Annotated in this window: 13 protein-coding genes; 7 read left to right on the top strand and 6 right to left on the bottom strand. The window is 38.1% G+C overall.

Translation table 11 applies throughout. The features are described from left to right. Positions 1-236 precede the first annotated feature (236 nt). Entirely contained in the window at positions 237-479 is a 243-nt protein-coding gene (locus tag MM213_RS18540) for a type II toxin-antitoxin system RelE/ParE family toxin (protein WP_241414387.1), read from the bottom strand. A 119-nt stretch (positions 480-598) separates the two neighbouring features. Next, positions 599-1,762 carry an AIR synthase related protein gene (locus tag MM213_RS18535; RefSeq protein WP_241414386.1) on the bottom strand — a complete coding sequence of 388 codons (1,164 nt, stop codon included), beginning with the start codon at positions 1,760-1,762 and terminating at the stop codon, positions 599-601. Between the two features lie 177 nt (positions 1,763-1,939). On the opposite strand from MM213_RS18535, the gene MM213_RS18530 reads away from it, so the two are divergent. Together MM213_RS18530 and MM213_RS18525 are read left to right on the top strand one after the other, a co-directional pair. After that, a complete protein-coding gene (locus MM213_RS18530) occupies positions 1,940-3,700 on the top strand; it encodes a MutS-related protein (protein WP_241414385.1) in 1,761 nt (586 codons plus the stop codon). A gap of 67 nt (positions 3,701-3,767) precedes the next feature. Next, on the top strand, positions 3,768-3,920 hold the full coding sequence (locus tag MM213_RS18525; RefSeq protein ID WP_241414384.1) for a lmo0937 family membrane protein: 153 nt from the start codon (positions 3,768-3,770) through the stop codon (positions 3,918-3,920). A 119-nt stretch (positions 3,921-4,039) separates the two neighbouring features. Here the strand turns inward: MM213_RS18525 and katG are convergent, their stop codons facing one another. After that, the gene (katG, locus tag MM213_RS18520) at positions 4,040-6,286 is read right to left on the bottom strand and encodes a catalase/peroxidase HPI (RefSeq protein WP_241414383.1); all 2,247 of its coding nucleotides are present in this window, start codon (positions 6,284-6,286) and stop codon (positions 4,040-4,042) included. A gap of 263 nt (positions 6,287-6,549) precedes the next feature. On the opposite strand from katG, the gene MM213_RS18515 reads away from it, so the two are divergent. The 3 genes from MM213_RS18515 (at position 6,550) to MM213_RS18505 (ending at position 8,850) form a co-directional block, all read left to right on the top strand. Then, positions 6,550-7,689 (top strand): 5-(carboxyamino)imidazole ribonucleotide synthase, encoded by a 1,140-nt coding sequence (locus MM213_RS18515; protein ID WP_241414382.1) that lies wholly within the window; start codon positions 6,550-6,552, stop codon positions 7,687-7,689. Between the two features lie 5 nt (positions 7,690-7,694). Next, positions 7,695-8,210, top strand: coding sequence for a 5-(carboxyamino)imidazole ribonucleotide mutase (gene purE, locus MM213_RS18510; protein ID WP_241414381.1), 516 nt, complete (start codon positions 7,695-7,697; stop codon positions 8,208-8,210). Between the two features lie 490 nt (positions 8,211-8,700). After that, a complete protein-coding gene (locus MM213_RS18505) occupies positions 8,701-8,850 on the top strand; it encodes a hypothetical protein (RefSeq protein WP_241414380.1) in 150 nt (49 codons plus the stop codon). Here MM213_RS18505 and MM213_RS18500 read toward each other — a convergent pair whose 3' ends face one another. Next, the gene (locus tag MM213_RS18500; RefSeq protein ID WP_241414379.1) at positions 8,851-9,306 is read right to left on the bottom strand and encodes a hypothetical protein; all 456 of its coding nucleotides are present in this window, start codon (positions 9,304-9,306) and stop codon (positions 8,851-8,853) included. It lies immediately after the preceding gene. A gap of 91 nt (positions 9,307-9,397) precedes the next feature. Next, positions 9,398-9,754 carry a DUF3127 domain-containing protein gene (locus tag MM213_RS18495; protein WP_241414378.1) on the bottom strand — a complete coding sequence of 119 codons (357 nt, stop codon included), beginning with the start codon at positions 9,752-9,754 and terminating at the stop codon, positions 9,398-9,400. Positions 9,755-10,152: 398 nt separating this feature from the next. On the opposite strand from MM213_RS18495, the gene MM213_RS18490 reads away from it, so the two are divergent. Both MM213_RS18490 and MM213_RS18485 read left to right on the top strand, forming a co-directional pair. Beyond that, entirely contained in the window at positions 10,153-10,755 is a 603-nt protein-coding gene (locus tag MM213_RS18490) for an RNA polymerase sigma factor (protein ID WP_241274202.1), read from the top strand. Beyond that, positions 10,730-10,963, top strand: coding sequence for a hypothetical protein (locus tag MM213_RS18485; protein ID WP_241414377.1), 234 nt, complete (start codon positions 10,730-10,732; stop codon positions 10,961-10,963). The genes MM213_RS18490 and MM213_RS18485 overlap by 26 nt, the downstream gene beginning before the upstream one ends. A gap of 53 nt (positions 10,964-11,016) precedes the next feature. On the opposite strand, the gene MM213_RS18480 is transcribed toward MM213_RS18485, so the two are convergent. Beyond that, positions 11,017-11,883, bottom strand: coding sequence for an alpha/beta hydrolase (locus MM213_RS18480; RefSeq protein WP_241414376.1), 867 nt, complete (start codon positions 11,881-11,883; stop codon positions 11,017-11,019). Positions 11,884-12,111 lie beyond the last annotated feature (228 nt).

Here is a 12,111-nt window from a genome sequence, read left to right as displayed (position 1 = left end):
TACTGATCAAATCGGGACTCTTTCCGAAGTGACCTGAAACAACACTTACAAGACTTAGATATGTCTTGATACTTCTTGGAGAGTAATGCCGATAAGACATCTCTTCATACATCCTTTGACGCAAACTTTTTTTTCCATGATGATATAAATTAATGATTTAACATGGTGTAAATTTACGATAAATACCAAAAAATCAACCACTTGAAGATAATGTAAATACTACCGACGAAGGAGGTTTAGTTCAACAACTTATTTCTGCCATCCGATTTATCCCAAAATGCAAATAGCCGATATGCTTTTCCTTTATATAACGTCCTAAACTCCCATATCAAATCTGATAGCTTTTTAAACAATTCATGATCATTTACGAATTGCGATTTTTTGAGGTTATAATAAATTTTTTCTCGAGTTTTTTCGTCCAATTCCTCAAGAAAATCAACAGCATCAGGCAAGAAATCTATTTCAAAATTTGATTTCATTGAAATACTTATTTAAAATTAAAAATAATTTCCCAATTAGGAAGCTTTTCACCCTGTTTATTTGAAAGATAAACTTAATCAAATTTTAGACTTCCATAATTCTTACTACCAAAAAAACATTAATATTCAAAAGTCCCATGAGCACCCTGAACAGTAACTTTCTTTCCTTCATGTGGTACTACTCTTCCGATGATTTTTGCTTCTACGCCAAAGCCTTCAGCGATATCTATAATCTCTTCGGCATATCTTTCTTCGAGGTAGATTTCCATTCTATGACCCATGTTGAAAACTTTGTACATCTCTTTCCAATCTGTACCACTTTCTTCTTGGATAATCTTGAATAATGGTGGTGTTTCGAAAAGATTGTCTTTGATCACGTGTACATTGTCCACAAAATGCAATACTTTGGTCTGTGCACCACCGCTACAGTGTACGATTCCATGTATCTGAGGTCTGAGATATTTCAACACATCTACCATGATTGGAGCATAAGTTCTTGTCGGTGAAAGGACCAACTTTCCAATATCCACAGAGGTGCCTGGAGCGGCATCAGTTAAATTATATTTTCCCGAATAAACCAAGCTTTCAGGTACTGCTGGATCAAAACTTTCTGGAAATTTAGTCTTTAATACTTTTGAAAAAACGTCATGTCGGGCAGAAGTTAAGCCATTGCTGCCCATTCCACCATTATAAAAATCCTCATAGCTTGCCTGTCCATAAGATGAAAGGCCAACCACAACATCCCCTGCTTTGATTTGATCATTTGAGATCACTTCGTCACGTCGCATTCTGCAAGTGACGGTACTATCCACAATAATCGTCCTTACCAAATCTCCAACATCAGCTGTCTCTCCACCAGTCAAAACAACATTTACACCATTGTCCCTGAGCATTTGGAGAACTTCTTCGGTTCCATTGATGATTGCAGAGATCACTTCTCCAGGAACGAGGTTCTTGTTTCTACCAATTGTCGATGATACCAAGATATTATTGATCGCACCTACACAAAGTAAATCATCGGTGTTCATGATGATGGCATCTTGGGCAATTCCTTTCCATACACTCAAATCCCCAGTTTCCTTCCAATACATATAAGCCAAGGCAGACTTTGTCCCTGCCCCATCAGCATGCATAATGTTGCAATAATCAGGGTCATTGCCCAGTGTATCTTCTACTATCTTGCAAAATGCTTTTGGAAAAAGACCTTTGTCCAACTTTGAAATTGCTTGGTGGACATCTTCTTTGGAGGCTGAAACGCCACGTTGCATATACCTTTCGTTCATGGGGAATTGATGGGTTGGTTATATGGAGGACAAAGGTAAGGATAAATTGGGGATTGGAAGATTGGAATATTTTAAAACTGAAAAATTTATCCAATGCTTCGGACATTAAATTGAGTATTTGTAAAGACAAAATTCATTAGTTCCCATTTCATTCATATAAAAGACTAATTTTGCAGGATGATTGATCAGATAGATTTTAGCAAGCTAGAAAACACACTCAGCAATACGAAGAAAAAAGCAGCAGGACTCTCCATTATCAGACTCATTTTATTCTTTGGGATTTTTGTCGTCGCTATCGTAGGCATCAGTGAGGTAAGGTTACTTTTACTTTTATTGCCAATATTGATTGGTCTTTTTGTCTATTTTATCCTGCAATTCAACAAGCAAAAAGATAAGGAAGCGTTTTTGAAAGAATTGATCAGCATGCGCGGGGATGTTGAACTGAGAAAAGAAAGAAAACTGAGCACTTTTAATCCCGGAGTTGAATTCCAAGAAAAAAGCCATCCTTTTGCAAATGACTTGGATCTTTTTGGGGAGCATTCCCTTTTCCAAATGCTCAACCATACTGTGAATAAAGGAGGTAAGGAAAAATTGGTCAATTGGATGAAAAGTCAATTTGATCCGAGCAGCGCCAAAGAGCGAAGTACAAGTATCAATGAACTCTCCACAAAAGGTGAATTTCTTCAAAGCTTTGAAGCCCTTGGGCGCGCATTTATCAAAAAGGAAAAATCCAAATATGAGTTTTACAAATGGCTGGAATCATCGATTTCATTCAAATCTTGGCTATTTATCCCAATGGTTCTTGGTCCTGTCGGCGGTTTGGCCCTGTTGATTGGCACGCTGTATTTTGGTTTGGCTTTTGGATGGATAGGGCTTTGGATCTTATTGGGAGGTGCTTTTTTGGCTACAGTATTCAAACCACTCCAAGAAGCTAGTTCAATCATGCCAAATCAAGGAGACATCAAAACTTTTTCATTTTGGTCTGCACTACTTGTCAAAGAGAACTTTGCTGACGAAAGGTTAAAAACGCTACAAAGTGATTTTAAAAATGAAGAAATAGAAGCGCCAAAAGTTTTGGAGTCACTTGAACAAAAAACATTTATGATCCAAAGCAGACTCAACATGGTCTATTTGGTCTTTAACTTTCTCTTTTGGACTGATCTTTTTTTATGGTGGAGGTTGGTTATATGGAAAAATAAAAATGGGAAATTCCTTCAAAAATGGGAGAGTAATTTTGACGAGTTGCAAGTGTTGGTTTCATTGGGATCTTTTGCAAAAGAAGAACGCTCGGATTGTGAAGTAGAATGGCTCAACAAAGAAATCATAAATGTAGAAAAAATTACCCATCCATTGTTACATCCAGAAAAAGCCATTGGAAATGATTTCAGCATGGACGATCACAATCAGGTAGTCTTACTTACTGGCGCAAACATGTCAGGAAAAACCACCTTTATGAGAACATTGGGAATCAATATGGTTCTTGCAAATTTGGGCCTTAGACCATTTGCGAAAAGATTCGAGATGGGTAATTTCCAACTCTTTACAAGTATGCGAAATTCGGATAACTTGGGAGAAAGTGTCAGTTCATTTTATGCAGAATTGGCTAGGATTAAGCTACTCTTGGACACTGCAGAATCAGGTACAAAGGTCTTCTTTCTTTTGGATGAAATCCTCAAAGGAACAAATACTGCTGATAGAATTATGGGAAGTGAGGCGCTGATCCACCAACTTTATGCTGCTGGGGGAAAAGGCATAATTTCAACCCACGATATAGAGTTGAGCGAGTTGGAAGCTAAACTAGATTATCTAGTGAATAAAAGCTTTCACAGTGAGATCACTGACAAGGAAATCCATTTTGATTACACGATAAAAAAAGGGCCTTGTCCGAGCTTTAATGCCCATAAATTGATGGAACTTATGGGGATTAGGTTCCAGTAAGATTTTTGTGTTGGCATAGTACTTGTTTATTATGAGTAAATCTATTATTTACTTTAACCAACATATTATGAACTCTTTATTGTATTTGATCGCAATTATCTTAATTATCGGATGGGTCTTAGGATTCTTTGTATATAGTATTGGTGGTTTGATTCACATACTATTGGTTCTTGCCGTAATTTCCATTTTACTTAGATTAATCGGTGGGAGAGCAGTGTAGAGGTACATTCAGACTTAGAATATAAATAGCTCCACCAGGAGCTTTTTTTTATTTCTTTATTTAACCAAAAAAAGGTGATCTGAATGTCAGACCACCTTTTCAATTTTATATTCAAAAACTTAAGCCAAATCAAATCTATCTAGATTCATCACTTTGTCCCAAGTTTTGATAAAGTCTCTCACAAATTTCTCTTTTGCATCATCTTGAGCATAAACTTCTGCAATCGCGCGAAGCTGTGAATTAGAACCAAAGATCAAATCAACCCTTGTGCCTGTTCTTCTGACTTCTCCCGTCTTGCGGTCATGTGCTTCGAATACATCTGCTTCTTTTCTTGATGGAGCCCAAGCCACGCCGATATCTACCAAGTTTACAAAGAAATCATTACTCAAAGTACCTGGACGATCAGTGAATACTCCATGTTTGGAATTTTTGTAGTTCGCACCCAAAACACGCATCCCACCAACCAATACGGTCATTTCAGGAGCACTAAGCTCTAGTAATTGCGCTTTGTCCACAAGCATTTCTTCATCAGATACTGTGAAAGCTGTACGACGGTAGTTGCGGAATCCATCTGCTTCTGGCTTCAGCCAATCAAATGACTCTTCATCAGTTTGCTCTGCACTGGCATCCATTCTGCCTGGTGCAAAAGGTACCGCGACATCAAACCCACCATCTTTGGCCGCTTTTTCTACAGCTGCACATCCTCCAAGTACAATCAAATCAGCTAATGAAACTTTTTTGTTTCCAGATTGGATGCTATTGAAATCTTTTTGAATACCCTCTAGAATTCCCAAAACTTTAGAAAGTTGCTCAGGTTGGTTTACTTCCCAATCTTTCTGAGGAGACAATCTGATCCGAGCACCATTTGCCCCACCTTTTTTGTCCGAACGTCGATAAGTAGATGCAGACGACCAAGCTGTGTAAACTAATTCAGAAACAGAAAGTCCTGAGGAAAGTATTTTAGCTTTCAGGTTGGCTACATCTTCACCATTCACCAATTCATGATCTACTGCAGGTATTGGATCTTGCCAAATCAAGTCTTCTGCCGGAACTTCAGAACCTAAATAGCGGGACTTTGGACCCATATCACGGTGGGTCAATTTGAACCACGCACGTTTGAAAGCATCAGCAAATTCTTCTGGATTTTTGTGAAAATGTTCTGAAATTTTCCTGTATTCAGGATCCATTTTCATAGCCATATCAGCCGTGGACATCATTATTCCTACCTTAATTGATCCATCTTCTGCATCTGGAGCATGGTCTTTTTCAGCAAGATTTTTTGCCGCCCACTGATGTGCGCCTGCAGGACTCTTTGTCAATTCCCAATCATAACCAAACAGCACATCGAAATAGCTCATATCCCAGGTAGTTGGTGTTGGTGTCCAAGCACCTTCCAATCCACTGGTAATGGTATCTCTTCCTTTTCCACTCTTGAAACTACTTTTCCAACCAAAACCCATTTCTTCGATTTCGGCAGCTTCGGGCTCAGGCCCTACAAGACCTGCATCTCCAGCACCGTGTGTCTTTCCGAAAGTATGTCCACCTGCTGTCAAGGCTACAGTTTCATAATCATTCATTGCCATCCTTTTGAATGTCTCCCTGATATCCCTAGCCGAAGCTAATGGATCAGGATTTCCGTCTGGACCTTCAGGGTTTACATATATAAGTCCCATTTGGACTGCTGCTAGAGGATTTTCAAGATTTCTTTCACCTGAATATCGACTGTTTTTCTTACCGCTTGGCGCCAACCATTCGTCTTCAGCACCCCAATAAATATCCTCTTCAGGTTGGAATATATCTTCTCTACCTCCACCAAATCCAAAACTTTTCAGTCCCATCGACTCTATAGCGACATTTCCTGTTAGAATAAATAAATCTGCCCAAGAAATTTTATTCCCATATTTCTGCTTGATCGGCCATAAAAGTCTCCTGGCCTTGTCCAAATTACCATTATCCGGCCAGCTATTCAATGGTGCAAATCTCTGATCACCAGATCCAGCACCTCCACGGCCATCACCTGTTCTATAGGTACCTGCAGCATGCCAAGCCATCCTTATCATAAATGGGCCATAATGACCATAATCTGCCGGCCACCAATCTTGAGATGTTGTCAATACTTCTTCAATGTCTTTTTTTACCTGTGGTAAATCGAGCTTTTTAAATTCCTCGGCATAATTGAAATCCTCCCCAAGTGGGTTTGATTTTGGTGAATGCTGATGCAAAATTCCAAGGTTTAGTTGATTTGGCCACCAGTCTTTATTAGTGGTTCCTCTATTTCCCAATTTGGTGTTTGAGCCGTGCATAACAGGGCATTTTCCGCCACCATTTACATTGTATGCAGTGTTGCCTTCATTGATGTGTTCCATATTGTTCTTTTGGTTTGTTGTTCTTTTGGATTTACTAATTTAGACAAATATATTGTGATGAAATATTAATTTCGATTGATAAAATCTATGGGTAATATGCTTTGCTTTGTCTAGCTCAAGATAATAAAAATGAAAAGCTTTCCCAATGATAAATAGTTTAGAAACATCAAATCGAATAAGATTTGCAAAAAAGCCAACAATCCCACCAAAAGTACTTTCTCAATTCTTTTTTCCTTATTTTTGGGCAAACAAAAAGCAGCTCAGTGCAAAAGAATTATCAACAAAAGGTTTTAGGAATTCTAGGTGGAGGCCAATTGGGAAGAATGGTAATCCAATCGGCTATCAATTATAATATCGATATCCACATTTTGGATCCAGATGGAAATGCTCCTTGCAAAGCTATCGCGCATCAATTTACACAAGGTTCATTGACTGATTTTGAGACAGTTTATGCTTTTGGCAAAAACTGCGATGTGATTACGATCGAAATCGAAAGTGTAAATACCTATGCATTGCAGAAACTGGTCGATGAGGGAAAAGAAGTCTATCCACAACCACATTTGATCAAACTGATCCAAGATAAGAGAGCTCAGAAGCAGTTCTATAAAGACAAGCAAATCCCTACAGCTGATTTTATTCTTACTGCAGATAAGAAAGAAGTCTTGGAAAATGCGGATTTTCTTCCTGCTGTGAATAAACTTGGAAAAGATGGATATGACGGCAGGGGAGTTCAAATTTTGAGAGATGCATCAGACTTGGACAAAGCTTTTGAAGCACCTAGCTTGCTTGAGAAATTGATTGATTTTGATAAGGAGCTTGCGGTGATTGTAGCTCGAAACAAAAGAGGCGACTTGATAGCTTATCCTTCCGTAGAGTGCGCTTTTCACCCAACTGCTAATTTGGTTGAATTTCTTTTTGCGCCAGCGAATGTGAGTCAAGAGATAGAAGAGAAGGCAAAAAAGATAGCTATCGAAGTCATCGAGTCTTTGGGCTTGATTGGAATATTGGCAGTAGAGCTTTTTGTTACAAAAGATGGAGAAATTTTGGTCAACGAGATCGCACCAAGACCGCATAACAGCGGGCATCATACGATAGAAGCAAATTTTACTTCCCAATTTGAACAACATCTCCGAGCTGTAATGGACATGCCTTTGGGAAATCCAGACCTGAGAATCCCTGCTGCAATGGTAAATTTATTGGGTGAGGAGGGATATACTGGAGAGGCTCTCGTAGAAGGCTTGGACGAGGCAATGGCAGCAAAGGGTGTGTATGTTCATTTATATGGCAAAAAAATCACAAAACCATTTAGAAAAATGGGCCATGTGACAATCTTAGATGAAAATTTGGATCTGTTGAAATCACGGGCATTGCAAATCAAGGAATTGATAAAAATAAAAGCATAAAAAATATGAGTAAGCAAGTAGGGATCATCATGGGAAGCAAATCTGACCTCCCAATCATGTCGGAAGCAGCAAAAGCATTGGAAGAATTAGGAGTTTCGTATGAATTGACTGTAGTCTCCGCGCATAGAACTCCCCACAGAATGGTAGATTATGCAGAGTCGGCAAGGCAAAGAGGAATCAAAGTAATCATTGCTGGAGCTGGTGGTGCTGCACATTTGCCAGGCATGGTCGCTTCATTAACTTCCCTGCCTGTCATTGGCGTGCCTATCCTTTCCTCAAATTCGATAGATGGATGGGACAGTGTGTTATCTATCCTGCAAATGCCAGGAGGAATTCCTGTTGCTACAGTTGCCCTCAATGGAGCCAAAAATGCAGGCATTCTTGCAGCTTCCATCATTGCAGCATTTGATCCAAAAATCGCCGAAAATATGGATAACTTCAAAAAAGAGCTAAAGCAAAAAGTTGAAGATTCAGCCAGAGAGATTGAATTGAAAGGCTGGAAAGAAAGTCTGGGGGATTGATTTGTTATTAGTTACTGGTGGATTGGGTTATTAGGGATTGGGTTATCAGTTGAATTAGTTTCTCAACTTCTAAACCCTAACCATTAATCGAGAGATAGTTATTGGGTAATGGGGATTGGTGGATTGGGTTATCGGTGGAATCGATCACTAAGCTTCTAAACCCCTAAACTCTAATCCTTTAGTCAGATATTTAGTTACTGAGTGATTGATAGAGTAAGTGATAAGAGTTTGGGTGATTGGGTTATCGGTTGACTTAGTTTCTAAACTTCTAAACCCCTAAACTCTAATCTTGAAGTCAGTTAATAGGTTATTGCGTGATTTGTAGATTAAGTTATTAGGGATTGGTTGAATGGGTTATCAGTTGAATAGGATTTGAATGATTGGGAATTTTTATGGTTTTTGACTGACTGATAACTAATTAACTGATCTCAAATTAACTATATAAAGTATCAGCGTATTTTGAAAAAAATCACAAAATAAACATCAGATCATGGATCTCAATAGAATTATAAAGTTCAAAATAGGCAAGGAAGATTGGGAAATGCCGCTGGGAGTACTGCTTTTACTCGGTGGAATTTCTTTGTTGATGATAGTTGGAGGACTTTATATGGGTTTCAAATTTGGTGAAAGCGTACAGTAATCAATCGCAAAACAATCCCCATCCGTCATCATATCTCTCTGCGCTTTCGAAAGTTTTTACCCATTCCTTAAACAGAGCCTTAAACTCATCCAAGGCATCTCTGAGTAATTGCAAATGCTCCTCTGCATGGGTTTCCTCCATAGCCAATTGATATGTCAAGCTCCCCAATGATCGTGCATGTACTTTCATGATTACAGCATTTTCCATTTTGATCACATAGCTGTCGACAGCATGCGCACCTGAGAATTTGGCTCCAAGGATCGAAGCGCTTTCTATCATCAATGACCCGTAAAGTTCCTTTCTTGCCTCGTCCAAAGATCCAACAAGTGCAAAAGTCAATTCAAGAATATCCCTGCTTTTGACCGCGAGGGGATGTTTTTTCTTTTCATCCCGTTCCCTTTGAAATTCAGCCTCGTCGTCTTCATCAAAATCATCATTGTCAAAATCATCCCACATGTTTAAAGAATTTAAAGTTTTGTAAAAATGGTGAAGTTTAAAAAAGGGTTTGGAAATCTATTAGCATAAACTTCCAAACCCAAAATATTACTTAAAAAGGTAACACATCACCTTCATCACTGGAAAATGAAGTCACATCAGGCATTGCAGTAGCGCTTTGTGGCTGCTGACTTGGGGCAGCACCACCTTGCTTGTCTACTTTCCAAACTTTCACGTCAGTGTACCATTTGCCATTATACTCACGACTTTCTATCTCGATCCCAGCGTTTACTTGATCTCCTTCTTGTAAATTAAATTGATCAATTTTATCACCCCAAACAGTTAGAGCTACTTTTTTTGGATAATTTCCTTCCGTTTCCAGAATGTAATCCTTCTTTTTCCATACGCCATTTCTACCATTTCCACTTTGCTCAGCCATTATCTGAACAATTTTCCCGTTGATTTCCATATATATCAGTTTTATTGTTTTTCTCTGAAAAACGAAGGTAATAAAATCAGTTTAGAAACACCATTTTGAACTTCATCTAAAGATCCATTTTTTGAATGGTTATATTTTTTTGATTTGAGAGTACGATATTATTGTTGAGTAAAAATACGTATCCAATATCGATAGTGGAATTGAAATACATATACCTTATTGCCAAATATTATTCCATGAAATAAAGGGAGATCAGCCATTTTGTGGTGTTTAATGCACTGTTACTGACTTCTTCAATCCAAAAAAAATCATTTTGCTATTGCAAGTCTGTTTTTGAATCTATACATTTGATCACCTACGTAAATATTGTTTCAATCTTTAATATATAATATGGCATAAACCTCTACGTTATTTAAAAGTCAATAAACATGAGCAAAAGGATCAGTCCTAAAGACAGCGAACTAATAACACAATATAGAGGTGGAAGTGAGGCTGCATTTGAAATGTTGGTGGAAAAATATAAGTCTAGAGTATATACCACCATCTATTTGATCGTTAAGGATCAGGGTGTCGCAGAGGATTTATTGCAAGATGTATTTGTCAAAGTAGTGCAAACACTCAATTCAGACAAATACAACGAAGAAGGTAAATTTCAGCCTTGGTTGATGCGAATCGCGCACAATCTGGCAATTGATTATTTTAGAAAAAGTAAGCGCTATCCAACCATAGTGATGGAGGATGGCGGAAATCTATTTAATACCTTAAAATTTGCTGAAGAGACTGTTGAAGATCTTCGAATCAAAGAAGATACGATAGAGCTCGTTCGCAAGTTGATAGATGAATTGCCTGAAACACAGAAACAGGTTCTTATCATGAGGCATTATATGGATTTGAGTTTTCAGGAAATAGCCGAACAAACAGGTGTGAGTATCAATACCGCACTAGGGAGAATGCGCTATGCACTGATTAATATGCGAAAAAAAATGAAACAATTGAACATAGCCTATGACAAAACAATTTACCCCAAATGACTTGGTAAGATATATCTATCAAGAAATGAGTGAGGGAGAGAATGAACTTCTAGTGCAGGCCTTACATCAAGACGAGTCTATGATGGAAGAATATTTGCAAATGCTGAGCGCGATTGAGAAGTTAGATCAAATCATTCTTCACCCTTCCGAAAAAGTAGTAAAAGCCATTCTTAAGAAAGCCAAATCTACGGGACTCGAAAGAGTTTGATCCTTTTAAATAAAACGGTAAGCCTGATGATGACCTCTTCAGGCTTTTTTTATTTAAGGCACATGTACTTTAAGAAATGCAGCTGTTTTTCCAACCAAGTCTATTGTTACTGACTGTGAAAAACTATGGCCTGCTCCCTGAACATATTCCCTCAAATACGGTACATTATTCTTCTTAAGTTTTTCCTCTAGGATATAACTTTGAGTAATTGGTACAACATTATCTGCTGTACCATGAAAAAATGCAGTAGGAACAGAAGATGAATTTATATAATTCACTGGACTTGCATTGGCATATCCACTTGGCTTGTTACTTGGGCTTCCTCCAATTAGTGCTTCTATCAATGCTGTGGTCAGAAAGTTGAAACCATGAAATGCTTTGAAATCAGTAGGAGGAAAAAATGCTACAGTTGCTTTGACCAATCCGTCTCCATTATTTTTATAGCTATGCAATAATGCCAAGTGCCCTCCTGCACTGCCTCCCGCCAAAACCACATCATCACTCAAATCCCAAGCATTCAATCGGGATTTTACATAATTAAGCATACTTTGGATGTCCTCTTCTTGATTGGGAAATCTATTGCTAGTGGTTGTGATATTGAACAATCTATAATTCACTGATACAAATGCATAATCCTCAAACAATGACTCAAGCAATGGTTTTATTTGAGCAAACTCAGATTTGTCTCCATCAGTCCAGGCACCGCCATGAATCCAAACAAATAACTTTGTCTTTTCTTTTGATCGGTTTGCGGGAAGATATACATCTAGCACTTGCCTAGGGTGATTGCCATAAGGGTCATCTTTGATTTCTACAGCCACACTTGCATCCAAATTCAAACTTGGTTCTTCTGATTCAGAGCAAGCGAAGGTCAATAATATTGAAACCAGAATTAAATGGAGGGTGATTTTATTTTGCATGGACTTGATTTATAATTATCTACATGGCCACAAATCGGAGGGCTTGAAACTTGGGTTCATGCAGATAATTGGTTATTTGTTTAATAGTTATCAGTGTATCAGTTGTTTGAAATTAAATCATTTTGTTTGGTTTATGTTAAGAAAGAATACTTACGGATTTGTAAAATACGAGTCTACGCTAGAACTCAAGATTTTGAATTGACACTTGGAATTTTGCAGAAATCGACA

This window comes from Belliella alkalica (assembly GCF_022549785.1).
Taxonomy (GTDB): Bacteria; Bacteroidota; Bacteroidia; order Cytophagales; family Cyclobacteriaceae; genus Belliella; species Belliella alkalica.
Note: the sequence above shows the minus strand (reverse complement) of the source record. Positions and strands in the feature narration are given on the sequence as shown.